The organism is Coleofasciculus sp. FACHB-1120 (genome assembly GCF_014698845.1).
Taxonomy (GTDB): domain Bacteria; phylum Cyanobacteriota; class Cyanobacteriia; order Cyanobacteriales; family FACHB-T130; genus FACHB-T130.
This window is the reverse complement of record NZ_JACJTV010000011.1, coordinates 113,985-137,832: the sequence shown is the minus strand read 5'-3', so window position 1 is coordinate 137,832 and position 23,848 is coordinate 113,985. Positions and strand designations below refer to the sequence as shown.

Here is a 23,848-nt window from a genome sequence, read left to right as displayed (position 1 = left end):
GCAACTTCACTTTGTTCTAATCTCCCTGTAGAGACTGTTGACCAACTGCGCGACCCCGGAGAACCGCTTTTATCCGTGCAAGGAGTTCGCGAGTGTTGAAGGGTTTGGTGATATAGTCATCTGCACCCGCTTCTAATCCCCAAACTTTGTCAATATCTTGGTCTTTAGCTGTCAGCATCAAAATCGGGATATTAGAAAAGGCTCGGATGCGCCAGCAGAGTTCCATCCCATCAATGCCCGGTAGCATCAAGTCTAAAATAATCACGTCCGGCACTTGCTTATGGAACAGTTTGAGTGCAGTCTGTCCATCCCCTGCGGTTGTCACCTGATAGCCTTCTTTAATTAAGGCGTAGCTAAGACTGGCACGTAATGCCTCTTCATCATCGATCAGTAAGACGTGTGTCATGCTGAGTTGACCTTTTCATTCAAGTGTATCAGGTTAAGTTATTCCCTTTTAAATTTTAGGTTTTAAATTTGAGCTTTTTAAATCTACCTATAGATAGTTCCTAAGATTAAATTCTTGAGGAGCTAAAGCTAAATGGGATAATCGAAAGGAAAATTGGGATAGCGATCGCTTCGAGTCAGAGTCACCCCCGTATCCCTAAACTGCTATAGCAATCCTATTCAATAACTTGTGGAGGTGGGATACCCGGCTCTAAGAAGTCCGGGATCTGAAGGGCTGGCTCACAACTTAAATCGGGTTGCTATCGTTTAAACTTATGCTCAACTGTCATCTATTTCAATTAGCTTATTTCTTGACGATAGACCTAATTTAATAATGATTCTCGATTTTGATACATTAAATTTTTTAGAGAGTATTTGAATTAATTCTTCATTTGCCTTACCATCCACAGGTGGCGATTTCAAATGTACCGTGAGGCTACCGTCTTCAGCTTCCTTAATGCTTTGGTTTTTTGAATTGGGTTTAACCTTTACTTGCTTCTTCATAGAGATGGGGCGACAATAAGGCGGTGAAAATGAGATTATGACTTTTCAGAGATTTTCTTATAATCACTGCGATCGCGCAATGCAGGTTGCTGGTAGTCAAATATACAGACACAGTTTATATTAGCTTCCTTCTGTAGATGGAAGTTTAGCTTGATTCGTGTCTAATATCTTTTATTTTAAAGGGTAATGCTAAATCCACAGATTTAGCCGATTGTTAGTTGGTTTGGACGAGAGCAATTTAGCCCATAGATTAAGTAGTCCACAGATGTAAATAGATAGTACAACTTGTTCTATTGTTCTAACTTTTGAGCGCTCGTGTAGCAACCGCTACGCGGTTGCTACACGAGCGCTCGATTTTTTAAACTTACTGGTACGTCTAAATTCACTCTTTTACAACACCACACCAGTATCTTCATCGAAGAAGTCATATCGTGAAAAAACACAAACCCCGCGAAAGGAAGTGGCAAAAACCCTGTCTGTTTAAAATTCCTCTAGATTCTTCAGATTTGCCGGAATTTGAACAGCAAGATTCTGAGATATACCGACAACAAATAATAAACAGAACCAATTACCTACTCAGCAGATCATCTAAGCTGATTCACGAAAATCACGAGCTAGTAGCCACGAGTCGAGAGCTAATCGCTACGAGTAAGAAGCTGCTCGTAAAATCCAGACAGCTAATCATTTAGATAAGTAGATACCAAAACCCGTTCAAAAATTCGAGAGAGGGCGTAGCACCTGCATAGCAGGTGCTACGCCCTCTCTCGAATTTTAAAAATCCACTGATACGTTCAAATTTGCTCTTTTACAATCCCCTACCAACATCTCCATCAACTGGATTCACATCATGAAAAGGCACAAATCCAGCAACAGAAATTGGCAAAAATCTACTCATTCTGAAGGTCGCCAGAATTCTTTAGATTCAGCGGAATCTGGACAGCAACAGTCTGAGACATACCAGAAAAATATAACAACCAGAACAGATAATTTGCTCAGTAAATCATCTGAGCTTATCAGCGAAAGTGAGGAACTAATTGCCACCAGTGAAGAGCTGATATTACTATCCGAGCAGCTAATCACCCTAAGCTTGATGCTGAAAGAAAACAGCTTGATGCTGAAAAGCTGGCGAGAAAGGAGGAAAATTAAATAAAGGTTAGGGCATCCCGTTCGGGTTAATTCACTTATATCTGATTAGCCATCAACCACAGGGTAAAAACTACTTAAAAGTCTCCCTCATCTAATCACCCTATCTATTTATCAGAGCGAATCGGGGTTTTATCTTTGTAACCCCGGACAATTTGCCGTAACCATAACCACCCGATGATGCAACCGAGCAGATAATGAGGGAAATCCCACCCAGAAAAGGTGGTTCCGAGCAACAGTTTGCCCAGAAAAGTCGAGCGAATCGAGTCCAAAACGGGTGGGTGCCACAGTTGCAAAAATTCGATCGCGCAAGTGATGCCAAATACCCAAATAGGAATTTGATTTATCGCACTGCGACTCGGAAGCAGTAAAAATACGAACAAACACCAGAATATTTCGTATAAGATATCACCTGAGAAATCGTTGACCCAGCTGCGACCGAACCCAGTGTATCTCTTGGAGAGCAATCCCAGGGGCACAATAATCAGCAGAGAGAGGATAATCCGCTTAATATATTTGGTGTCTCGAAGCATTGGCTATACTTCCAACCAGTTTTCGGTTCTGTATTCTATACATTTAGACTAAGCCGCGCCAACGAGCAGGCTGACGTCTGCACTCAACTGCGTTTAGCAGCCCATAGAAGAATTCAATTTCTCCTTCCTCAGTAGGAGATTAACTTATATCCTAGTTGTAATTTATTACGCAATCTTATATGAATTTTTTATACCTTGGCAATCTAATACTCAAGGTAGAGTATAAAGGTATACAAAAAATTATATTCTTACTTTCTAAAGCTGAATATTGTTGGGAGAATAATACTCATGAATAATCAAACAGATAGCACGGATAGCAGTCAACGAGTTGGTGAAGATAACTACGATCGGGGGATTGTACCTGCTGAAACCGCAGCACGTAGAGAAAGAGAGGGGAATGCATTTAAAACAACTCCCGGAAAAGATGATGAGAAAAAATCCCCGACCAACGATCAAACCAATGATGGAAGTATCGAGACTACAGATGGTTACACCGTAGACAAAGAGGGTCTTTTAAATAACTATGCGATAGAACCCGAAATGTATGTAAATGAACCTGGAGACTTGAAAGCAAAAGAAGAAGCCGAGGCTGCCGAACGGGCTGAAACTGTCTCAGAATTACAGGATGATGAAGAAGGGAAGCTGACGATGGAAGGCGATAAGCGTCATCAGGGGCCAGGATTGATATAACATCAAAAATTTAGCTTTTGCCGCTTCTACCTTTTAGCGATGCTAAGGACGTGTAGGAGAGATTTTTAAATTCATTGGCAGGCGATGTGGATGTCGCCTGCTTATTTTTTCTATCTATTTGAATCGCCGTAGCCAATCACAGCAACTTTATGCCGATAGACTAGCTCGGCTCCGTACCAACCCGAAAAACCGAGAAGGGTTGCCACAATAATTGAGATTGTAAGTCCCGTAGGCAATATGGCTCCTGAGGTGTTGCCCCAACGCAGTGCCAAGTTGGCAATTGTCAGCCCTAGGGCGGCGACATTCAGTACCATGTGTGCCCAGCCAGCGCTGCGCTTGCGGACTCGGTCAATTTTCAAGAAGTCCATCATGCCAGTCAGGGCTGCAATCACGCCACTTGCCAAGCCAATGCCAATTAGCCAGATAGAGACTTGTGCCCAGAAGAGATCCTTTGTCCACCAGTAGGCGAGATCGGCTGCTGCTGGCGTGGTCAAAAAAGCAATGGGAAAGGTGACGATCAGTGGATGCAGAGGATGTCCTGCGATCGCAACTGTACTTGTCACCCCACTATCTTGATAGTCGGTCTCATCACTTTCAATCAGCGGCGGGATATTGGGAGTTTGTGTCATGTTCTTCTCTATGGATTCTAGGAGTTAGACGAGTGGAAGCAGGCGATCGCTGTTGGCTATTAACTTTGGGTTGCCGATCGTAACCCCTCAATTAACTGCGAACAGCGAACCGCAAACAGTTCATCACTAGCCTGAAGGAATTTGCTCCACATGCGCTTCCGCCAAAAGCGTCATTTTTCCCGATTCTAAATTTAATTGTTTGATGCGAAGCGACATTCCTTGCAAATCGAAGTTGCTCAGGTTCAACAGTTCGCTCGATTTTTCCAATAGCGCCGCCGTCAGTTCTGGGGAGAGTTCCTTGCCTTCGGTATACTCAACGTCTTCCAAATTGACCTTCTGCCCGTTTGCACCAACGCGGGGCACTGCTGTAAAGGCAATTTGCTTGGTTTCTCCGGTCTCGCGCAGCAGCACATCGGCACTCAATGCAACTTTGTTTTCACCAGGTAGGCGAAAATCTACCTTTTGAGTATCAATAGTCGTCGGTTGTCCATTAACTGATACCTGCATACTTTGCATCTTACTACCGACAAATTCCGAGTTGAATGCCCGGTTGATGTCTGCTTCCGTCAAGACAACGTGAGTAGTTGCGTCAGTGGGTTTGGTTAATTCAATTTTGCCAAAAGCAGCGCTGAGGGGATTGATGGAGATGCCACGCATTTCCATTTTCATTTCCTCCATGCGGAGGTCTTTGTTCATCACCAAACCTTCGCCTTCAACGGTGACTGAATCCACCTGTCCCTGAACCATTTTCAGTGGATCGCTCTGGACATCTACCTCTAATTGTTCTACTTCATCGAGTTGGCTAGATAATCCTATTTCTGCTGCTTTATTAAGTGCCTGCTGTCCCAGGGAAGCATCCTTATTAGTCGTCACTCCGTGTCTCCTGCGATTGTCTTAATTGAGTCTGTTATTGAGTCAATCTAGCGACCTGTATTAAGAAGTGTATCTGCCTGATGGTGGAATGGTGACAAAGTGATCGGATATACACAAACTAAATAAAAACATTTCATTCTTAAGATAGTCGCAAAAACCTATTTTTTATCACCTAAACAGGGTGATTCCTCAGGATGTAGATTCAAGCTATTTAAAGTTTCTAAATCTGATTTATGGTAGATGACATCTAATCGGAAGAATAATAAATTTCACAAACCTAAAAACAAAATTTTGAAATATTGCAACCTTTCTATCTTTGGATAGAGCCAATAATAATTTGGCGTTCTTTACCAGGGTCAATCAGGGGGATCAGTCAAAAGAGAGATGAATCTATTTAACCAAGATGACTATCTTCTAAGTAGATTCCGATCCTGTGATTATTGACTATTCAGTGGAGAACAAGAGAATGGTAACGACACTAGATGACACCAAGCGCATGGCGATTGGCATGAAGTTGGCAGACATGAAAGCGCTGCAAAACTTGCTAATTGCTAACGAGCAAAAGTTCATCTCTGCACTCGCCGATGATGATCTTCGCAAGCGCATACAAGATATGCTCGATGACGATCAGAAAAATCTTGGCGTTCTCGACACTGTAATTATTCAGTACGGTGTTAAATCCGAACCGAAGGAAACAACAACCAAGATGATTGATGAAGTTCAGAAACTTATGCAAGGTTCTGAACTCACTTTGTTTGAAAAAGTATCTCAGCATGAATTGCTTAAGCACAAGCAAACAATGACTGGTCTACTGATTCACAAAGCAGCTCAAGTAGTTGGCGCTGACGTTGAAGCTGCCATTACTCCTTTAAATACTGTTAACTTTGAGAACCGCGCTCACCAGGAGCAACTGAAAGGTATTTTGGAAATTCTGGGTGTTCGCGAACTAACCGGACAAGAAGCCGATCAAGGACTGTGGGGACGGGTTCAAGACGCCGTTGCCGCATTATCAGGGGTATTTGGTAGTGCTGTCACCCAAACCTCCGATCGCTCCGATATGACTATCGGTGAAATTCTCCGCATGGATCATAGCAAGGCGAAAACCTTGTTTATGGAAATTGAGAATTCTAACGATGCTCAAAAGATCCAAGAATACTTCGGTCAGCTTTACAAGGATTTGATGGCTCACGCTAAAGCCGAAGAGCAAGTTGTTTATCCAGCAGTACGTTCTTATTATCAGGACACGCAGGATCTATATAACGAGCAAGCTGAGCAAGCTCGGATGCTGGACGAAATTAAGGCGATGAGTCCTTCTTCTTCTGAGTTTAAAGCGAAGGTTCGTCAGCTAAGAGACGCTACCAACCATCACATTAATCAGGAAGAGAACGAGATGTTGGCTAAGCTGCGCGATAACTTCAGCAGCGAACAGCAACAACAAATGGCAACCGAGTTCAAATCCGTTAAGAGCCAGCTACAAGACCAGTTAGCAGCTTCTAGCAAGTAGTAGTGTGAGCGAACAGGATTAAATGTGTGGGGAGGATTGGAAGGTACCCTCTCTATAGTTAATCAACGCGATCGCTAATTCCCATCGGGATAATAAAGAAATTAAATCTAGGAGAGTGTCGTAAGTGAGTCTCCTAGATTTAATCTTTTAAGTGGCTAATCTTTTGAGAGTCCGTAATTTCGCGGTTTCTATGGAATAAATAAAGGATGGTCTAATGGCACTGGCTTAAGCTCTGAACTAAACTACCCTACCCTTCGGGAACGCTAACGCGAACGGGCTAGGAGCTAAATTTAGTTAAAACTGACTGAAATACTGCCAGTGCAAAGGCTTTCAATCTGCCAGTCAACTATGGTCATCCTATTTTAGGCGTAAGATACTAGCGTTTTAGATTATCTACTTCTTAAAGAAGTTGGGAATCTTGCTTTTACGGCTCATTTACAGCTATTTTTTTCTTGAAACTTGCTTTGATAAACTCAGGAGAAGATATCTAAAATTAGTAACTTTTGCACCTGCCAAAAGTAGAAGTTAAAATAACTTTATTTTTAAACAAAAAAATATAAGTTAAAAGTATTTAGTCGATCAATAAACCATACTTTTGGATTCAGTCGAGGGAAAGATGAATTGCCTTAAGACCTTATGAGATTCTTAAGAAAGATTCAACCCCCATAATATTTCAAAGAAGAGACAAAAATGGTATCAACACTTGACGATACAAAGCGTATAGCGATCGCTCAAAAATTGGCAGACATGAAAGCGACGCAAAATTTAATCATCTCTAACGAGCAAACCCTGATTGGTAGCTCTCCCGATCAAGATGTACGCGATCGCTTGCAGAATATGCTCCAGGACGACCAGAAAAACTTGGGCGTTCTAGAAACGGTAATTGTTCAGTACGGCGTTCCCTCTGAACCTCACGAGACAGTTCAGGAATTTGTTAAGAAGACCCAAGAATTAATGTCTGGTGATAAGCTGTCTCTCTACCAGAAATTAGTTCAACACGAACTCCTGAAGCACGCTCAGGCGATGAGCGGTATCGTAGTTCACAAAGCTGCTCAAGTCGTGGGTGCTGATATTGAACTGGCGATTGGACCTTTAAATGCTGTTAACTTTGAGAACCGCGCTCACCAGGAACAACTCAAAGGACTGCTAGAACTCGTGGGTGTCCGCGAACTGACTGGAAAAGACGCAGATCAAGGACTGTGGGCACGAGTTCAAGACGCTGTTGCAGCCTTGTCTGGTGTGTTTGGTAGCGCCGTCACCCAAAACACCGATAAGCAAGACATGAACATCCAGACGCTCATCCGCCTGGATCACAATAAGACCAACACCATCTTTACAGAAATTGGGGCTACTGACGATCCTCAAAAACTCCAAGAGTATTTTGGGCAGCTCTACAAAGATTTATTGGCACACGCTCAAGCCGAAGAAGAAATCGTTTATCCCAGAGTTCGCTCTTTCTACGGGGACGACAATACTCAAGAGCTGTACGATGAGCAAGCCGAAATGAAGCGGATGTTGGATGAAATTAAAGCGATCAACCCTGCTTCTTCCAAAGATCAATTCAAATCAAAAATTAAGCAGTTGATGGATGCGGTTGGCGATCATATCCGTCAGGAAGAAAGCACGATGTTTGCAGCCATCGATAATAATTGCAGCACCGAGCAAAAAGAGCAAATGTCTAGCGAATTCAAAGCTGCTAAGAGCAAAATTCAGCAACAAATGGCAGCTTCGACGAAGTAATCGGAAGCACGTTCAATCTCTACACCATACCTCCTAACACTTAACTGACGTTTGCACTTCCGCCACTTACGTGGTGGGAGTTTTTTTATTTCCCTGAGTTAATCAAAAAAATCGGGCAATATGCAATACCCCGATGCGATCACTAACTCCCAGAATCTATATCAGTCGTAAATGATTCATGAATACGAAAAATCCAGAAACCCGTTTTCTTATTGGAAAACGGGTTTCTGTTACTTTCAAGAAAAATGGGGATTCATCTCATACCACCACTTCACTTTATGTCTACCACAAATACGTCTCTCGCCTTCCTTTTTAAGAGTGATCGCAAATGTGATATCAGAATAGTGAATTGGTCTCCACACTAAGCGTTGACAACATCGCCACCATTGGGATGCAAAATCTGACCGGACATATAAGAAGAGTCGTCTGACGCCAAAAAGACGTAACTAGGCGCAACTTCTTCTGGCTGTCCAGCTCGTTGCATCGGCACTTGTTTACCAAAAGAGGCAACTTTATCCTCTGGGAAAGTGGCGGGAATGAGTGGAGTCCAGATGGGGCCTGGTGCCACGCCATTGACGCGAATTCCCTTTTCAACCAAAGACTTCGAGAGCGATCGCGTAAAGGCAACAATTGCCCCTTTAGTAGACGAATAATCGAGCAGCTGCTGATTCCCTTTATAAGCTGTCACCGAAGTGGTGTTAATAATCGCGCTGCCTTCTTTTAGGTGCTTGAGTGCAGCTTTCGTCAAGAAAAACATCGAGAAAATGTTAGTCCGGAACGTGCGCTCAAGCTGTTCGGCAGTGATGTCTTCGATACTTTCTTGAGGATGCTGTTCGGCAGCGTTGTTAACGAGAACATCGAGTTTCCCCAACTCTTTAACCGTATTTTCGACGGCTTGCTGACAAAATTTTTCGTCACCAATGTCACCAGGAATCGTCAGACACTTACGCCCTTGTTCTTCCACTAGCCGTTTAGTTTCTTGAGCGTCATCGTGTTCGTTCAGATACACGATTGCCACATCAGCACCTTCTTTGGCAAAGAAGATGGAAACTGCGCGACCAATGCCGCTATCACCGCCGGTAATCAGTGCTACTTTATCGCGTAATTTGTTACTACCTTGATATTTACTATCATCCGCCTTGGGTCTAGGCGTCATTTCTGATTCAATACCAGGTTGCTGGTCTTGATGTTGTGGTGGTTGTAGCTGTTGCTCTGCTTGCATAAGTTTGTCCTTAAACCGTGTCTAAAAAAATGGAAATCCTGAGAAGGATTTCTTGTTTCTATTCACCCACACGCTAACAGTCCCCCAGATTGACTTAATCAATCTGGAGGGGGATAAGGACAGCTATGAAATTAACTTTTAGTTGTAACTTGACTGGGCAATTCTTTTTGATCTAAATCGGTAATCGGCGGGCCATTTAGTACCTCACCCGTAGGGCTGAAACGTCCACCGTGGCAAGGGCAATCCCAAGTTTTTTCGGCGTTGTTCCAATCAACAATGCATCCAGCGTGAGTACACACTGGAGAAAGCGAGCAGAGATAATCTGTTTCGTCGCGGTAGACGGCATATTTCTTCCCGTCGATTTCCAGAATCTTGCCTTCACCTGGTAACACATCAGAGGGTTCATTGCCTTCCGACTTGAAAAGTCGATCAACTACAAAGTGCTTGGCAACGTCTAGATTCTCGGTCACAAATCGCTGGGCGCTGGCTACAATATTCGCCCGATTCGGATTGTAAAGTTCAGTCCAGGGATTCGTCCGTCCCAGAATCAAGTCGCTTGTCAGTATCCCGCCAACCGTGCCGAAGGTCATGCCGTTGCCAGAATAGCCGGTAGCAACGTAGATATTAGAATGAGCTGCGGTTTTGCCAATATAGGGTAGACCATCGACTGGCTCGTACAATTGAGCTGACCAGCGATAATCGATTGATTGCACATCAAAGCGATCGCGCACATACGCTTCCAATCGCTCGAAACACGCCTGATTATCCACATCATCGCCCGTCTTGTGGTCTTCACCACCCACAATCAGCAGGTCTTTGTAGCTACGGGTATAGTGATACGGTTCCTCGGTGTCCCAAAACAGTCCTTGCGGTAATGGCGATCGCAATCTCACTCCGATGACATAAGAGCGATACGGAGCAATTTTCGTGGTCATTACATACAAGTCGGGGAGGCTGTTCAGATTATGAATTGGCGTATGAGTAGCAATAATCACATCTAGAGCCGTTACCGTCCCCTGTTCGGTAGAAACTCGACTCGGCTTGTCTCCGGTGATATCAACAACAGATGACTGCTCAAAAATAAAACTGCCACCGCCATCAATCGCCTTTGCAAGTCCTTGGAGATAGGGAATCGGGTTGAACTGCGCTTGATTGGGGAACATCACCGCCGCTTCTACCGGAAATGGCAAGGGCACGTCCTTTGTCAAAGCAGCTGGAATCACCAACTTGCTAGCAGCTTCCGCCTCTGACTCAATTTCGGACGCATCCTGGGATTTTTCAGTGTAAAGATATCCCGGCACTCGCTGAAAATCACAATCAATCTTCTCTTCTGCCACAAACTTCGCAATGCGTTCAATCGCCGCACGGCTCGATTCTGCTACCAGCTTCGCCTCCGTGTCACCCAAGGAGGAAATCAGGTCTTGGTAGCGTTCGTCCGCAGCTTCGGTGAGGTGGGCAGTGGTATAGCCGGTGACACCGTTGCCAATCTGCGATGCCTCAATCACAGCAACCCTTAATCCAGCCCGTTTCAATAGCAACGCGGCGGTTAAGCCAGTAATGCCGCCGCCTACAATGGCAACATCGACGGTAATATCACTGGTCAATTGCGGGTATTTTGTCCCTTCTATAGCGTCGAGCCAAACCGAGACAGAGGTTCCTGGTAAATTCATTCAGCGTTCTCCTGAAATAGTATAAATTTTTATACCTAGTGCTTTGCCTGTTACTGGGATAACGTCTAAAGTCGGAACCTGTTATCTGTAATTAGAAGTAAGTCAATCCTGGCACTTCCGCAGCAGCCATCTACACATAGTTAGTTGTTTTTTATTAAGATAAGATATATGTAAAAAGTCTGAATTTCAGCAGGCTTAAAGTTACATTCTTGCAAGCTAAGTGGAAGGGATTAAAAATGCCGAAATTTTCTAAAAATATACTTTTAGATAGCCCAGTTGTTTTGGGAATGGCTTTGCTGATAGCAAACAGTGCAGTTGCACAGGAAGCGATTCCCAATAATCAAAATTCTCAAATACCATCTCCAACAGAGCGTTATGGATGTCTAATTGGAAATAGCGATCGCACTTTTCAAGGCAATCAACCTGTAACTCGGTATGAATTTGCCGCTGGTTTAAATACCTGCTTAAATCAAGTCGAACAACTCATTAATAATCCTGCGGCAAATCGAGTTACTCAAGAAGGATTAGCAGTTCCGACGAGTCAATTAGAAACCTATAGATTAGAGCTGGAACGTTTGCGTAATCGAATAGATAAGCTGAATACCCAGACAACAGAACAATCGAATCAGTAGTTTTTAAAAAAGTAAAAAAGAAGGTTTTTGACTGAGAAACTAGGTTTCTAATCCAATACTTCTCGATAGTGATGTTCCATCCAAAGAGATGCCCCCAACCCCCCTTAAAAAGGAGGAAATCCAATCAAAGTCCCCCTTGAAAAGGGGAATTTAGGGGGATCGGAGAGCGTTTCGCATCCTGTACGAGATGTGTGTACACGGTAGCTTCAAAAGGAAGGAAAGACCGAATTGCAAGCTTAGGTAGCGCTAAGACAAGTAAATTATCTAACTTCGATAGGATTGAGATTGTCAAACCGCAACCATTTCTTGATGCTCAATCTTCGTTCCTAACAATTTCAAAAATTCTGCCAACCAGTTAGGATGAGCAGGCCATGCAGGTGCTGTTACTAAGTTACCGTCAACCATTGCCTCGTCTGGCGGAATATGCACGTAAAGTCCACCTGCCCGGTTAACATCTGGGCCACAAGCGGGGTAAGCCGTGCAACTTCTGCCTTCTAGCACTCCCGCTGCTACCAAAACTTGCAACCCGTGACAAATTGCGGCAATCGGCTTATTTGCTTCGGCAAAGTGGCGCGTGATTTCTAATACTTTCTGGTTCAAACGGATATATTCTGGCGCACGTCCACCAGGAACCACTAAGGCGTCGTATTCTGTCGCTTCCACTTCATCAAAGGTGGCGTTTAAGGTAAAGTTGTGACCGGGTTTTTCACTATAAGTTTGGTCGCCTTCAAAGTCATGGACTGCGGTTCGCACCTTATCTCCAGCTTTCTTATCAGGGCAAATTGCATGGACAGTATGCCCAACCATTTGTAATGCCTGGAAAGGCACCATTACTTCGTAGTCTTCAACAAAGTCACCGATAAGCATCAAAATTTTCTTTCCAGTCATTTTCCTAACTCCTAGTGAATTAATTAGATGTTGGAGATAGCTCCATAATCGAACCCATAAATAGTATGGAGCCAGTTTGATTATCTCGAATGCAACAGAAGAAGGGGCGATCAACAATTATTGTAAAGGTAGGTTCACTGGAAAAGCTTCTTACTAGCTCCACAACTGTGGCGGCGGCGGCTTCGCTTCCCTCTTCGTTAACTTCGAGAAAGGTTTTATGGATGACTTTGGAAATGGCTAGGTTGCCAGCGCACATCTGCTGGAAACCTCCCATAAAAGCAGCTTCCATACCCAAAGCGATGAGAGCCTCTTTAAGATCCACTTTATACTCCATCTGAAAGCGGGGTAGAACGACTCTTCCTTTCATCTGGTGGAACTGCTTCATCCATCTATCCCAGTTCACAACATTCAGGTTTTTGTGGAATGCTTCCAGGCTGGAGCCTGCATCTGGGAGGAAGATGTACATACTCACCCGTCCAGTACCGTAGGGTAAACTAACCGCTTGAAAGTTATCACCCTGATAATAGCGGTATGTTTCGTACTGAGACATCATCGGGTGCTGTTTCTGCGTTCCATCGAGTTGGGTAAAAACTCGATCGTGCGTATCTTCTTTGTCGAAAGGACTAGTCCAAATACCTTTAAAATAGATAGCGTTAATTAGGATTAGAATTGCCAGGGGGCTGAGCTGGCTGAGAATTGTCTTAATTTTGCCGTGGGTATTTTCATTCACCCAGTTGTTAATGGTTGTCAAAGCATCGGAGTTGCTAAAGTCCAGGTTGGTTACTTTTGCATCGTAAAATTCCTGGATTCGCTGTAAAAAATCCTGATTAAACTGAATATCTTGCTGCGCCCAAAGCGAGTTAGCGATCGCTAACTCCACCTCGTTATCCAGATTTTCCAGAGCTTGTCTCAACTGTGAGTTAGCTTCGTTGACTTGTGGCAAGCTCATTTCTTGCAATCCCAACGCGATCGCCATTCCCGCTTGCGTCTGTCCCACACTTCCGTTGTAGGTCATCGAGAGAGCGATCGCTATGCTTGCTGGAGAAACAAAAATGTTTTTGTCAGGCTCCTGTTTTGTAAGTTGCCTAAATAGTTTAAAGGCAAATTGAGTATTCGCTGCGACAAGTTTGTTATTAACCATTGCATCGTTTCCAATAATTACCGCGAGTCAGGAAATGAGCAGTTATAAAAAAGTTAAGGTAACTTGTAGCTAGAGACTCGCACGACTAACTCGCCATCGCGGGGATTGCGGCTAAAGATAAATGCGCCTTCCTCCTTTTCGCCACCAGAGAGAAAGTCAATTTGTTGTTCGCCAGTTTCCTCAACTTCCCCATTAACGCGCAACTCGGCAATAATCTGGACTGATTCAGCAGTTTCTCCACCGATATTAGTTACTTCAAAAGGGATGTAGAATTGCGCTTGGCTTTGACGCATCTCTCCTTCTTTAGCGTTGACTGATAGAATCGGGGGTTGATTTTTCTGGGTTGCCCAGTCATACAGCACCAATCCCACCAGTAGCGCCACAATGCACGTAGCGATCGCAAAAGAAACCCATTCCGCAAGCGATCGCGGCGGTCGTTGCTGTTGGGATGAATTGCTATCTTGATTTGTTTGGCTCATGCTAGCAACCTTCCTGCTGCGCCACCGACAGTGGCTGGGAGTCCTAGTATCAATGTATAGCTCAACCACATTTGCCACGGATCGTCAAAGCTCAGCTGATGGAAAAACCACAACATAAATGTGGCTGCTAAAAGCGACACTAAATAGGAGCAAACGGTTTCGCTTAAGGGACGCTGGAAAATCCCTTGCTGTTGTATCCGTTGTTGTTGATTAGTAAAGCCAGCCTGAAAGACAATCCCGTAGGAAATTAACAGTGAGGCGACAATAATCGCAATCAGCCACGGGGGGGAAGAAGCAGCAACTAGCATGGGGACTTCGTCAGTCGGTGCGATGTTAAAGGCGATAATCGTTGCACCAATCAAAGTACCCCCAATATCTGCCAAGGTTCCATTGAGACGGGTTTTGTCTGGTTGTGGAGAATTTTCATCGCTGTTGGGAGATTGATAGCGATCGCCACTTAAAAAAGAACGTGCTAGCGCCACCCCCAAAGAAAACGGCATACTCTCGAAGATTACTTTTCCTAACGCTTCACCCAAAGATGTATCTAAGGTGATTTCGCGCAATAAAATTAGGAGACAAGTCGCGCAGACGATGCCGATAGCCATCGCTTCAAGGGTATCCATTACGGCTTCACCCGGTCGAATGCCCTTATATTTGCGAAAGCCTTCCGTGCGATTGAGCAAAAAAACAACAACAAACGTGGCAGCGATCGCAGCTAGTATCACCGGCGGTTCCGTGAACGACCCAATCCACCAGACTTCCATCGTGTACAGTAGCGGAATTCCAAATAAAAACCCACCGGCGGCACCCCGAAGTAGGTCATCCCACTCTTTCGACCAAATTTTTTCGGGGTTATGTTTTCGAGCGCGTTTAATCTTCATGAGGGGGCATCGACTTTTCATGCGCTTATGCCAAGCCAAAAGTCATTCTCAGGCAACCAAGCCGGAGGCAACAACAGATGAAGCTAGCGGTAAGCCGTTTGTCAACTTATTCCTTAAATGTTATCAAACCCTGACTCTCGAATCATCTAAATCATCCGATAGCCGTCCTATTTGATTCGGGAAGCAATGAACTGCTCCAATTTGCACAGGGCGATCCAAGAAAAAAACAGAGAATTTGATAACTACCGCAAAAATGACTATCGAAGCAGATAAAAGCCAGGAGGAAGAGAAAATTCTGAATTGTTTGTTTTCCTAACCCCTGACTTGTCTTCCCAATTTTTAGGTTGTCTTACGCCATCTTTTCCCAAACTCATCTAAGGTTGCTTTCGGAATCTGCGTCTGAAGCCACTCCATCGCATCATCTTGATGAGGCAACCCTTGGTAGTATTTGCACATATTTACCAGATTTATTGGAGGCACTTGTGTGGGGTTAGTCAGCGCATTCCAAGTCGTTGTTCCCGCAATTCCGTCCGCCTTTAACCCTTGGGATTTCTGAAAAGCAATCACAGCCGCTTCTGTGCCCGTACCAAAACTGCCATCAATGGGGCCAGGGTTAAAGCCTTTGTCTTTCAACAACTGCTGCAATTGTTTGACTTTTTCTCCTTGCGACCCAACTCTTAAGGAACCATCATCTGTCGGCACACCGATTGTACTCAACTTTTGACGAACGGCTTGACGCAAACGCGGTAGTTGAGCGTATAGCCAATCACCAGGACAAGCAGTGGCAGAAAAGTCTCGATGCCCTTTGATATTGTCAGGAGAAATCTTGCAAGAGCTGCAAATCGAAACGCATAAATCGACTAAACTATTCCATTGTTTTTCACCCATCTGATGGGTCATGAATCTGCCTTCATTCTCAATTCCTGGCGATTCATTCCCTAAAGCACTGCCAGCATGAGACGAGCGAATACACAAACCTCGTTTAATTTTTGCTAATGTGCCATTTCTTCCTTCTAGGAGAACGCCGTCCGTTGTATTCAAAAAATTGTGACCAGAATCCCACCAGCCGAAAACATCCATGTGGGTATTCTGGACACTTTTGGCAAATCTTTTCGCTCCATCCACAGTTCCTTTCGAGATATGGCTGGGGGGATTGGGCGTATCGGTGTGGTGAATGACGACATATTTGGGCGTGGTTTCATCTGACCACTTTTTAGGGGGTCTAGCACCCCACTCCTGGCATGAAATAACGCTAGCGGTGAAAGGCATCCTGGATATGTCCTCTTAAGTTGACCGGCAGATGGATGATGAGCGCGATGGGACACGGGCACAAACGCTTTCTCTAGCACTGCCAGCATCGTTTGTAACCTAATAAGTATGCCGCAGCAAGGTAAGTAGCTATTTTTTTCACATTTCTTGATAGCTCAGATTAAGTTAAATTCTTGGAGTGCGGGTAAAAAGTTCTGGTTTTCGTGACTGGGGCGGCTGAGTTTGATGAGGGCAAAGCGCTGGGCGGGAGTGAGTGCTGCCCATTGTTGGGGTGTCAGGATTGCGCCAAATTCTGCTGCCTTTTCCTGAATATTCGCGGGTACTTTTGTGGCATCTATCCAGTCTGGGTGAGGTTCTATCGGCAGCTCACTGGGAGGGACGCCTGTGTGTTCTACAACTAATTGGTGCAGGAATTGCCGGTAGGCTTGGGCTTCATCTGTTGTGGTACAGGGCATCTCTACCAGAGTCTGCCGTTCTGCTTGGCTAAATTGGTGCCAGTGAGGCAATTTTAGTTTGACGCCGCAAGTGTCTAATTTCATCCGCACCTGCATCGGAATGCAACGCAAGGACTCTACAAAATCGGCTTCAAATTGAAAGAAATTATCTGTAGATTTGTCAGACTTCATTAATTTTCTGGGTAATTAATCCATTAAAAACAATAAAAATTTTGATAAATAACTTCTCCAAATAAAAAGCTCCTAAAGGCATAAACTGCGACTACTAGGAGCACTACCACAATCGTGAAAAGTTTTCAATATCGGCAGAATTTAAGGACTGGTCTGTGGAAAGTCACTAGCAGCAGCATATAGAGGCATCGGGCTGGTGTTTTGCAACCCGGTCGGTGTGCGCGATCGCTGTGTTTGAATCAACGAGACTTGGGTGGTCAACAGGAAACTGACAAAACTGGCAATCACCAGAACCGGCACCATCGCCGTGTCTGAAAGCACGCTGAGAATTACAGTGGAACTAATCGGTGTTTTTGTCACCGCCACGTTGACTGCCGCCATCATGCAAATCATACCGATTGTCGGGTGGATTTGTGGAAAAGCCAGAGAAATCGCCAAGCCAACTGCTGCACCAATGTAAAACAGCGGAAAGATGAAGCCTCCCCGGAAACCGGAGTGGAGAGTGAAACTAACTGCTAGCATCTTCGCGAACGCGATCGCTAGCAACATTGTCACCCCAAACGTCGAACCTGTTTCGACAATCGTATGAATTTCCTTTTCGCCAAAAAATAGGGTTTGAGGAAACACTAAAGCAATCAACCCAATCGCGAACCCTCCCAAAGTAGCCAGCGCAATCGTGTGGTGTTCGATGTATTGAGTCAAGTACCCAATACTCCGGAACAGAACGATAAAGATTATCGCAATCAGCGCCCCTAGCGCCCCCAGCAGTGCGCCTTGACCCAAATTCATCAAGGAAAGCTTAGGAGGTGTGACAAAGTGATACATCCCCCCAATCGTCAACCCCGTGTTAAATCGAAACACAAAAAAGCTTAAGATTGCCGAAAGCACCGCAGGAATGAGCGCTTCGTAGTATTCCAATCCCCGACGATGGGGAATTTCTAGAGCGAAGAGTGCGCCACCCAGAGGCGCACCAAAGAAGGCACCCAGTGCCGCACTCATGCCGCAGAAAGTCAGCACGCGGGTTGTCGTCAGGCTCAGATTGAGCTTTTGACCCAGCCAGCCGCCAAAACTGCCATTAATTTGTACCAGCGGGGCTTCAGGTCCAGCACTGCCACCGGCTGTAATCGAGAATAGGGAGGCGACAATCATTGCCGGAGTTTGGCGTAGAGAAATTCGCCCTGGATCGTGTACCTTATCAACAACTAGAGAAACTTCACCGGGAAGACCCATGAAGTGCAGTGTGAGACCAACAAAAAATCCCCCAATTGTGGTAGCGATCCACACATAATTCCAGGAGGGAAATCCGCTGGGAAAGTAAGGATTCAAAACATCAGGAAGCGTGTGCCAAACAAAATGCAGGCTTCCTTCCAGCAGATAATAATAAACCGTTGCAACTAATCCTCCAGCAATTCCAATGACTGCTGAACAGAGAATAATTTGCTGATAGGTCAGTTCGTCTGCACTGTTGGAATCGTTTGGTAATGTATCAGCATATACGTTATGCTCGTTGCTGGCGGTTGTTTGGTCGGGAGACGACATAAAATCCCTTCAAAATCACTAGCAGTGTGAGTAGGAAAGCAAGGTTAACTTAATCTCAAATCACCCGTCTATATGTATTCAAAACAACTTTCTCGAGCGAGGATATTAAAAATCTATCTAAATTGGTAAGGAAGTATAAGTAGCCAAGCATATCGCTAAATCCGCTCGACACGCCATAAAAATATAGGGGTGAGTTTCAATCTCACCCCTACTCGGTTGGCTTTAGGAAAAGGCAGTTTTTAAACCTAAGTTGGTATAACTTTTAACACCTTATCTATTGCCATTAGCACTTATGCCAAGATTAATTTTGTTCGCGTTCGTGCGAGAAAACGGGAGTTTTTGATGATGTTATTCCGACTTCTTCACCTTCATGAGAGCCTTCCGGTTCTTTGAGAAGAAAGGCACAAAGACTAGCTGAAATTAAACCAACAATTCCCAGCATCTGGAAAAAGATGCGATCGCCCGCAGCATCCTGAGGTAAAAAGCTATAGACGGTGAGGAAAATGACCGCTCCTACGTTGCCATAAGCACCCACGTTCCCAGCAACCTGACCCGTTACGCGCCGCTTAATCAGGGGAACGATGGCAAAGGTCGCACCTTCTGCTGCCATGACAAAGAAGGAAGCAATCATAGTCATAATCACTACCCCAAACAGGGGGACATTTCCACCCAGAGAGCTAAACACGAGATAGCCGACTCCCATACCAGCAAGTGTTGCCGCCAGCGTCCATTTCCGGCTGCCAATCTTGTCAGAAATTAAGCCGCCTCCGGGACGAGCCGCTAAGTTCATAAAGGCATAAGTTCCGGCAACTCCTGCGGCTAGCGCCTCTGTCAATCCAAAGCCTCTTTGAAAAAATGTTGGAAGCATGGAAACAACGGCTAGCTCTGAGCCAAAACAGGCAAGATAAGCGATTTCTAAATTGGCAACTTGACCAAATTGATAGCGATCTTCTGAGGCGTATCGCTTTTTACCAGTCATCAAGCCTTTATTTGCTTTCCAACAGTTATAAGCTTGGAATGCATACAAACACAGCAGCAGAAACCAGGTTACGTACAATTGAGTGACATTAAGGAATTTGACTTGATTTAAGCGCCAAGCAATTAGACCCAAAACGCCGACTAAGGGAATGTTTGATAGCAGCAGAAACCAGAAGTCTTTCTGGGTCGTCACTTCCATTCCGGCACTGCTTTGGGGACGCTCGTAAACCTTGCCAGGAGGGGTATCTTGGACGTTGAAGTAATAAACGACCCCGTAGATAGCGGCAACAATTCCGGTGAGCGCGATCGCAAACCGCCAGTTAACTTGACCTGCCCCGAAAAAGGCAGCGGCTGTGGCAATTGTCGGGAGGGTAAACGCTGCACCCGCTGAGCCAAAGTTGCCCCACCCGCCATAAATACCTTCTGCTAAACCAATTTCTTTCGGAGGAAACCATTCCGCCACCATCCGAATGCCAATAACAAATCCACACCCGACGATGCTCAGCGCTAAGCGGCTTAAAACTAATTGGGAAAAATTCTGTGCAAAGGCAAACAGCAGACAAGGAATCGCCGCATAAATCAAAAGGCATGAATAGGTGATGCGAGGACCAAAGCGATCCAAAATCATGCCGACAATAATCCGAGCCGGGACGGTGAGCGCAACGTTACAGATGGCAAGAGTTCTGAGTTGGGCTTCATTTAAACCTAAATCTGCTTTCACCGCTGTGGCAAAAGGGGCGAAGTTGAACCAAACGACAAAGGTTAAAAAGAAAGCAAACCAGGTCAGGTGTAAAATGCGGTATCGTCCGCTAAATGACCATAATCCGGACATTTCAGAACCTCTTTTTGTTAAGTAAAGTATGCATCAAAGCGCGGAGCTAGTCTTAGGATTGGCGTAAATTTTATAGATTCAATCGTGAATATAAATCTAAGGAGAAAAAATTTACGTAATTAGGCAATTGCCACGGGCTTAGGTCTATTTTTTTGCTTTTCTTTTTGCTTTTTTTTTGCTTGAAAGTGTTCAAACATAAAATCTCACTTTATCGAGCCGAGCTGCTGACCGTTAGTTTTTTTTAGCGATAAGCGCTTCTGTTAGATTAATGAACTGAATAGTCTGAGTTCGTAGAATTTGCTACAAAAGGCAGATTTCTTTTGAAATCTCTATCTTGTTAGGTATTGTATCTGTATTGTGAAGTATTCCTTCTTGCCTATTGCAAATTTTGCATGAGTTGAATGCAAAATGTGTAATACAGTGATGATTCTTGATTATTTGCTGATTTATAACTGTGCAATTTTTTTAAAGCAAATAACTCCCCTTTGATGAAGGGGGAGCTATCGAAAATTTTTATTAAAGCTGCCGCGCTCAGCCTAGATTTCTCGACTTATTTTTCTTCCGGTATTTTTTGGTTACACGCTCTATAAGCTGCCGGTTAACATCTGCACATTTTACTAAGTCAGAATCTATTAATAGATTTCGCGGATAGTCTTTGAGCGATTAGATTGTCACGGTTTAAAAAAATAAATGAGCTGAATTGATAACGCTCTCTATTCTCAGAATGCGATCGCGTTATTTGGTCGGAGGCTCAGAATCTCTCGCAAAATTAGTGAAGACTCTGTGAGCATTTCCTGACATTGCACCATCTCTAGACACGGTTGGTGGTTGCATTCCTCAGCGGGTTTTGCAAACTTGCTAAATCAGATTTCCTCCTTCCGATAGGTGCAGTATTCGCTGAAATTCATTACCACTCGGAAAATTGAATTTACGCTATTTTAAACTTTTGTAAAAGAAGGTTTTTGTATATTCAGCTACAGAATTTTTGTTAGATTTAAATAAATGGAAAATTTTCAGAAGTTAATCAAAAGGTTTTAGTAATGAAAACGCAAGAACGCCCCGAAGTATTGATAGCCCAAGAAGAACCCTCTAACCCATTGAAGCTGGTGCTTCTGGTTACGGTGGTATCGATGATTTTCGGGTTGATTCCGGTTGTTTATAGTTCAACTTTTGCAAAGCTGCAATCCCAGACACCAACGGCGCTAGGAGAGGCAGGCTTGTGGAGCGTTCTTGGAGAAAAAGCGGATAGCGTTCGGGTTAGTTCCGAACAGTAAGCTTTTGGTAGAAATTTGGGCGTGAAAGCGGAGAGAAAACCAAAGCTTTTGCGATCGCTTCAAACACGCAGCGGTGAGGACAAAGCTTTCGGTTGAGTCTCCGTTTCGGGAGTCTCTGGAAGCACATACTCCTCAGAGATTAGATGGGCATTAATCGGCACCAGTTGCACGGCGCAAGCTTTCAGTTCGGGTTGCAGAGAGTCGGGACAGGATGCGGATTGTGTCACGCTATTCGCTTCAGCATCATCCGCCCAAAGATCGCCCCAGTGAATGGGGACAAAAACCGTACCGGGAGAAATGGTCTGAGTGACTTTGGCTGGGAATCGAGAAGTTCCGCGACGACTTCGCACTTCCACCCAGTCATTCTCCTGAATCGCCAACTTCGCAGCATCGCGGGGATGAATCTCAATGAACGGTTGCGGATGCATTTGGGAGATTTTTGCAATCCGTCCGGTACGAGTTTGCGTGTGCCAGTGCCCGTAAAGTCTGCCCGTCGTCAGCACAAAGGGGAAGTTTGGATCGGGGGGTTCTGCGAGTCCCCGCGAATGCTTGGCAACAAAACGCGCCCGTCCATCCGGTGTCGAGAAGCGCAAGTCGGTGTAAAGCCTTTTAGAGGTGCTAAGGGAAGATCCCCGTTCCTTTTTAGTATTTAATTTTGCATTTTTAATCGGTTCGGGCCATTGAATCGGGCCTTCTTTCTTCAGACGTTCGTGACAGATGCCGGTTTGGTCGCAGAGGCGATCGCTTGTTAGCTGCACAAATTCATCATAAATTTCTGATGAGTGAGTATAAGCAAACTGTTCGGGATATCCCAAGCGACGACCCACTTCTGCAAAGATTTCCCAATCTGCCCTTGCCTCCCCTAGGGGTTTGCGGAAAGCTGGACACAAGGTGACGACTCTTTCCGAATTAGTCATCGTCCCAGTTTTTTCCCCCCACTGCGCCGCCGGGAGTAGAACGTGAGCAAAGGCAGCAGTTTCCGTGGGATAGTAGGCGTCTTGATAGACCGTAAAAGGCGATCGCTTTAGCGCCGCTTTCGTTCGTTCCAGATCCGGCATACTTACCGCCGGGTTCGTCGCCGCAATCCAAAGAAACTCTACCTCTCCCGTCTCTAGTCCGGTGATAATTTCCCAAGCGCTGCGACCGGGAACCGACGAAATCTTTCCGGCGGGAAGCTTCCAAAACTGCTCGACTTCAGTTCGCTGCTGGTCATTCTTCACCAAACGATATCCGGGCAACAAATGAGCCAAACCCCCGACTTCCCGCCCCCCCATCGCGTTTGGTTGACCTGTCAGGGAAAAAGGGCCGCTTCCGGGTTTGCCAATTTGACCCGTGATCAGGTGCAAGTTGATCAAGCTGGAGACTTTGGCAGTCCCTTCGGAAGATTGGTTCAAACCCATCGTCCACATGGAGAGGACTCGCTTAGAATCAGCCCACATTTTGGCCACAGTTATCAAGTCATCCACAGAAATGCCGCAGCGTTCGGCGACCACTTCCGGTGGATAGTGTTGAATCACCTCAGCGTAGGTAGAAAAGCCTGCGGTGCAATCCTCAATGAAATCCACATTCATCTTGCCCCATCGTAGAAGCAAATGAGCGATGCCATTGAGTAAATCGATATCCGTACCGGGTCGAATGGCTAGATGCAAATCGGCGGCTTCGGCGGTGGTGGTGCGACGCGGATCGACCACAATCATTTTGACGTGATGGTTCTGTTTATGGTGTTTCCGCAGCCGATTGAAGATAATTGGGTGACACTCTGCGGTGTTGCTACCGATGATAAACGCACAGTCGGTGAGTTCTAAATCTTCGTAGCAACAAGGCGGACCATCCGAACCCAGGCTGTAAAAATACGCCGCCGTGGCGGAAGACATACACAGGCGCGAGTTAGTATCAAAGTTATTCGTGCCTAAGATTCCTTTAAAAAGCTTTTGGGCAAGGTAGTAGTCTTCCGTGAGGAACTGACCCGAACCATAGAGACATAGGGCATCTGGGCCAGTGGAGTTCAGGATGGAACCCATGCGACTGACAATTGCATCTAAGGCTTCTTCCCAGGAAGCGCGACGGAAGGGTTCATCCAGAGAGTCGCGCATCATCGGGTAGAGGAGACGGTTTTGATCGATCGATTCTGTAACCGTCGCTCCTTTGACACATACCATACCTTGACTGGAGGGATGAGAGCGATCGCCCCGCACTTTCCAGATCGGATTTCCTTGACTATCTCGATTGGTCTCCCGATTTGCAGCCGCAGGCGGCGAAACTTCTAAGCCACAGCCAACGCCACAGTAGGGGCACAGTGTTTTTGTTGAGTCACTCATGGCATTTGTCATGGGTCATGGGTCATGGGTCATGGTCTT

At 45.2% G+C, this 23,848-nt stretch carries 23 protein-coding genes; 7 read left to right on the top strand and 16 right to left on the bottom strand.

Translation table 11 applies throughout. The features are described 5' to 3' along the window. Window positions 1-16: 16 nt before the first annotated feature. Window positions 17-406 (bottom strand): response regulator, encoded by a 390-nt coding sequence (locus H6H02_RS13115; protein WP_190818254.1) that lies wholly within the window; start codon window positions 404-406, stop codon window positions 17-19. Window positions 407-723: 317 nt separating this feature from the next. Next, window positions 724-948, bottom strand: a complete 225-nt coding sequence (locus H6H02_RS13110) for a DUF167 domain-containing protein (RefSeq protein WP_190818252.1) — start codon at window positions 946-948, stop codon at window positions 724-726. An 847-nt stretch (window positions 949-1,795) separates the two neighbouring features. Here H6H02_RS13110 and H6H02_RS13105 point away from each other — a divergent pair. Next, the gene (locus H6H02_RS13105) at window positions 1,796-2,098 is read left to right on the top strand and encodes a hypothetical protein (protein WP_190818250.1); all 303 of its coding nucleotides are present in this window, start codon (window positions 1,796-1,798) and stop codon (window positions 2,096-2,098) included. Between the two features lie 100 nt (window positions 2,099-2,198). Here the strand turns inward: H6H02_RS13105 and H6H02_RS13100 are convergent, their stop codons facing one another. After that, entirely contained in the window at window positions 2,199-2,624 is a 426-nt protein-coding gene (locus H6H02_RS13100; RefSeq protein WP_190818248.1) for a DUF2809 domain-containing protein, read from the bottom strand. Window positions 2,625-2,912: 288 nt separating this feature from the next. On the opposite strand from H6H02_RS13100, the gene H6H02_RS13095 reads away from it, so the two are divergent. Then, the gene (locus tag H6H02_RS13095) at window positions 2,913-3,314 is read left to right on the top strand and encodes a hypothetical protein (RefSeq protein WP_190818246.1); all 402 of its coding nucleotides are present in this window, start codon (window positions 2,913-2,915) and stop codon (window positions 3,312-3,314) included. A gap of 110 nt (window positions 3,315-3,424) precedes the next feature. Here H6H02_RS13095 and H6H02_RS13090 read toward each other — a convergent pair whose 3' ends face one another. Together H6H02_RS13090 and H6H02_RS13085 are read right to left on the bottom strand one after the other, a co-directional pair. Next, complete coding sequence (locus tag H6H02_RS13090) at window positions 3,425-3,943, bottom strand: DUF2231 domain-containing protein (protein WP_190818244.1); 519 nt, start codon at window positions 3,941-3,943, stop codon at window positions 3,425-3,427. Between the two features lie 126 nt (window positions 3,944-4,069). Continuing rightward, on the bottom strand, window positions 4,070-4,816 hold the full coding sequence (locus H6H02_RS13085; protein ID WP_190818242.1) for an LmeA family phospholipid-binding protein: 747 nt from the start codon (window positions 4,814-4,816) through the stop codon (window positions 4,070-4,072). Between the two features lie 466 nt (window positions 4,817-5,282). Between H6H02_RS13085 and H6H02_RS13080 the strand changes: the two genes are divergently transcribed. Together H6H02_RS13080 and H6H02_RS13075 are read left to right on the top strand one after the other, a co-directional pair. Further along, window positions 5,283-6,320, top strand: coding sequence for a hemerythrin domain-containing protein (locus H6H02_RS13080; protein ID WP_190818240.1), 1,038 nt, complete (start codon window positions 5,283-5,285; stop codon window positions 6,318-6,320). A 690-nt stretch (window positions 6,321-7,010) separates the two neighbouring features. Further along, window positions 7,011-8,060, top strand: a complete 1,050-nt coding sequence (locus H6H02_RS13075; protein WP_190818232.1) for a hemerythrin domain-containing protein — start codon at window positions 7,011-7,013, stop codon at window positions 8,058-8,060. Window positions 8,061-8,421: 361 nt separating this feature from the next. Here H6H02_RS13075 and H6H02_RS13070 read toward each other — a convergent pair whose 3' ends face one another. Together H6H02_RS13070 and H6H02_RS13065 are read right to left on the bottom strand one after the other, a co-directional pair. Then, complete coding sequence (locus H6H02_RS13070; protein WP_190818230.1) at window positions 8,422-9,282, bottom strand: SDR family oxidoreductase; 861 nt, start codon at window positions 9,280-9,282, stop codon at window positions 8,422-8,424. A gap of 131 nt (window positions 9,283-9,413) precedes the next feature. Beyond that, window positions 9,414-10,952: an FAD-dependent oxidoreductase gene (locus H6H02_RS13065; RefSeq protein WP_190818228.1), complete on the bottom strand. Its 1,539-nt coding sequence runs from the start codon at window positions 10,950-10,952 to the stop codon at window positions 9,414-9,416. Between the two features lie 236 nt (window positions 10,953-11,188). On the opposite strand from H6H02_RS13065, the gene H6H02_RS13060 reads away from it, so the two are divergent. Then, complete coding sequence (locus H6H02_RS13060) at window positions 11,189-11,584, top strand: hypothetical protein (RefSeq protein ID WP_190818226.1); 396 nt, start codon at window positions 11,189-11,191, stop codon at window positions 11,582-11,584. A 288-nt stretch (window positions 11,585-11,872) separates the two neighbouring features. Here the strand turns inward: H6H02_RS13060 and H6H02_RS13055 are convergent, their stop codons facing one another. Genes H6H02_RS13055 through H6H02_RS13040 form a run of 4 tightly spaced genes read right to left on the bottom strand, consistent with a single transcriptional unit; the run spans window position 11,873 to window position 14,973 of the window. After that, complete coding sequence (locus H6H02_RS13055) at window positions 11,873-12,472, bottom strand: DJ-1/PfpI family protein (RefSeq protein WP_190818224.1); 600 nt, start codon at window positions 12,470-12,472, stop codon at window positions 11,873-11,875. A gap of 19 nt (window positions 12,473-12,491) precedes the next feature. Beyond that, window positions 12,492-13,613 carry a serpin family protein gene (locus H6H02_RS13050; RefSeq protein WP_190818222.1) on the bottom strand — a complete coding sequence of 374 codons (1,122 nt, stop codon included), beginning with the start codon at window positions 13,611-13,613 and terminating at the stop codon, window positions 12,492-12,494. 53 nt (window positions 13,614-13,666) lie between these two features. Then, window positions 13,667-14,092 (bottom strand): TIGR02588 family protein, encoded by a 426-nt coding sequence (locus H6H02_RS13045; RefSeq protein ID WP_190818220.1) that lies wholly within the window; start codon window positions 14,090-14,092, stop codon window positions 13,667-13,669. Beyond that, window positions 14,089-14,973 carry a TIGR02587 family membrane protein gene (locus H6H02_RS13040; protein WP_190818218.1) on the bottom strand — a complete coding sequence of 295 codons (885 nt, stop codon included), beginning with the start codon at window positions 14,971-14,973 and terminating at the stop codon, window positions 14,089-14,091. Before H6H02_RS13040 ends, H6H02_RS13045 begins: the two co-directional genes overlap by 4 nt. Window positions 14,974-14,992: 19 nt before the next feature. Here H6H02_RS13040 and H6H02_RS13035 point away from each other — a divergent pair, with 19 nt between their 5' ends. Next, entirely contained in the window at window positions 14,993-15,148 is a 156-nt protein-coding gene (locus tag H6H02_RS13035) for a hypothetical protein (RefSeq protein ID WP_190818216.1), read from the top strand. A 164-nt stretch (window positions 15,149-15,312) separates the two neighbouring features. Here H6H02_RS13035 and H6H02_RS13030 read toward each other — a convergent pair whose 3' ends face one another. From H6H02_RS13030 to H6H02_RS13015, 4 genes are all read right to left on the bottom strand, one after another. Then, on the bottom strand, window positions 15,313-16,242 hold the full coding sequence (locus H6H02_RS13030; protein WP_190818214.1) for a peptidoglycan-binding protein: 930 nt from the start codon (window positions 16,240-16,242) through the stop codon (window positions 15,313-15,315). 155 nt (window positions 16,243-16,397) lie between these two features. After that, window positions 16,398-16,868 carry a nitrate reductase associated protein gene (locus H6H02_RS13025; protein ID WP_190818212.1) on the bottom strand — a complete coding sequence of 157 codons (471 nt, stop codon included), beginning with the start codon at window positions 16,866-16,868 and terminating at the stop codon, window positions 16,398-16,400. 141 nt (window positions 16,869-17,009) lie between these two features. Continuing rightward, window positions 17,010-18,407 (bottom strand): chloride channel protein, encoded by a 1,398-nt coding sequence (locus H6H02_RS13020; RefSeq protein ID WP_190818210.1) that lies wholly within the window; start codon window positions 18,405-18,407, stop codon window positions 17,010-17,012. A 301-nt stretch (window positions 18,408-18,708) separates the two neighbouring features. Beyond that, window positions 18,709-20,217, bottom strand: coding sequence for a NarK family nitrate/nitrite MFS transporter (locus tag H6H02_RS13015; protein WP_190818208.1), 1,509 nt, complete (start codon window positions 20,215-20,217; stop codon window positions 18,709-18,711). 1,040 nt (window positions 20,218-21,257) lie between these two features. Here H6H02_RS13015 and H6H02_RS13010 point away from each other — a divergent pair. Then, entirely contained in the window at window positions 21,258-21,491 is a 234-nt protein-coding gene (locus H6H02_RS13010; protein WP_190818206.1) for a hypothetical protein, read from the top strand. Between the two features lie 59 nt (window positions 21,492-21,550). Here the strand turns inward: H6H02_RS13010 and H6H02_RS13005 are convergent, their stop codons facing one another. Then, a complete protein-coding gene (locus tag H6H02_RS13005) occupies window positions 21,551-23,809 on the bottom strand; it encodes a nitrate reductase (protein WP_190818204.1) in 2,259 nt (752 codons plus the stop codon). Window positions 23,810-23,848 lie beyond the last annotated feature (39 nt).

What these genes read in the sequence shown, in the direction of transcription:
- H6H02_RS13025 (WP_190818212.1), bottom strand. Translation starts at nt 16,868, where the DNA reads ATGAAGTCTGACAAATCTACAGATAATTTCTTTCAATTTGAAGCCGAT.
- H6H02_RS13065 (WP_190818228.1), bottom strand. Translation starts at nt 10,952, where the DNA reads ATGAATTTACCAGGAACCTCTGTCTCGGTTTGGCTCGACGCTATAGAA.
- H6H02_RS13015 (WP_190818208.1), bottom strand. Translation starts at nt 20,217, where the DNA reads ATGTCCGGATTATGGTCATTTAGCGGACGATACCGCATTTTACACCTG.
- H6H02_RS13115 (WP_190818254.1), bottom strand. Translation starts at nt 406, where the DNA reads ATGACACACGTCTTACTGATCGATGATGAAGAGGCATTACGTGCCAGT.
- H6H02_RS13075 (WP_190818232.1), top strand. Translation starts at nt 7,011, where the DNA reads ATGGTATCAACACTTGACGATACAAAGCGTATAGCGATCGCTCAAAAA.
- H6H02_RS13060 (WP_190818226.1), top strand. Translation starts at nt 11,189, where the DNA reads ATGCCGAAATTTTCTAAAAATATACTTTTAGATAGCCCAGTTGTTTTG.
- H6H02_RS13005 (WP_190818204.1), bottom strand. Translation starts at nt 23,809, where the DNA reads ATGAGTGACTCAACAAAAACACTGTGCCCCTACTGTGGCGTTGGCTGT.
- H6H02_RS13090 (WP_190818244.1), bottom strand. Translation starts at nt 3,943, where the DNA reads ATGACACAAACTCCCAATATCCCGCCGCTGATTGAAAGTGATGAGACC.
- H6H02_RS13095 (WP_190818246.1), top strand. Translation starts at nt 2,913, where the DNA reads ATGAATAATCAAACAGATAGCACGGATAGCAGTCAACGAGTTGGTGAA.
- H6H02_RS13040 (WP_190818218.1), bottom strand. Translation starts at nt 14,973, where the DNA reads ATGAAGATTAAACGCGCTCGAAAACATAACCCCGAAAAAATTTGGTCG.
- H6H02_RS13070 (WP_190818230.1), bottom strand. Translation starts at nt 9,282, where the DNA reads ATGCAAGCAGAGCAACAGCTACAACCACCACAACATCAAGACCAGCAA.
- H6H02_RS13030 (WP_190818214.1), bottom strand. Translation starts at nt 16,242, where the DNA reads ATGCCTTTCACCGCTAGCGTTATTTCATGCCAGGAGTGGGGTGCTAGA.
- H6H02_RS13050 (WP_190818222.1), bottom strand. Translation starts at nt 13,613, where the DNA reads ATGGTTAATAACAAACTTGTCGCAGCGAATACTCAATTTGCCTTTAAA.
- H6H02_RS13105 (WP_190818250.1), top strand. Translation starts at nt 1,796, where the DNA reads ATGAAAAGGCACAAATCCAGCAACAGAAATTGGCAAAAATCTACTCAT.
- H6H02_RS13110 (WP_190818252.1), bottom strand. Translation starts at nt 948, where the DNA reads ATGAAGAAGCAAGTAAAGGTTAAACCCAATTCAAAAAACCAAAGCATT.
- H6H02_RS13055 (WP_190818224.1), bottom strand. Translation starts at nt 12,472, where the DNA reads ATGACTGGAAAGAAAATTTTGATGCTTATCGGTGACTTTGTTGAAGAC.
- H6H02_RS13080 (WP_190818240.1), top strand. Translation starts at nt 5,283, where the DNA reads ATGGTAACGACACTAGATGACACCAAGCGCATGGCGATTGGCATGAAG.
- H6H02_RS13035 (WP_190818216.1), top strand. Translation starts at nt 14,993, where the DNA reads ATGCGCTTATGCCAAGCCAAAAGTCATTCTCAGGCAACCAAGCCGGAG.
- H6H02_RS13010 (WP_190818206.1), top strand. Translation starts at nt 21,258, where the DNA reads ATGAAAACGCAAGAACGCCCCGAAGTATTGATAGCCCAAGAAGAACCC.
- H6H02_RS13045 (WP_190818220.1), bottom strand. Translation starts at nt 14,092, where the DNA reads ATGAGCCAAACAAATCAAGATAGCAATTCATCCCAACAGCAACGACCG.
- H6H02_RS13020 (WP_190818210.1), bottom strand. Translation starts at nt 18,407, where the DNA reads ATGTCGTCTCCCGACCAAACAACCGCCAGCAACGAGCATAACGTATAT.
- H6H02_RS13100 (WP_190818248.1), bottom strand. Translation starts at nt 2,624, where the DNA reads ATGCTTCGAGACACCAAATATATTAAGCGGATTATCCTCTCTCTGCTG.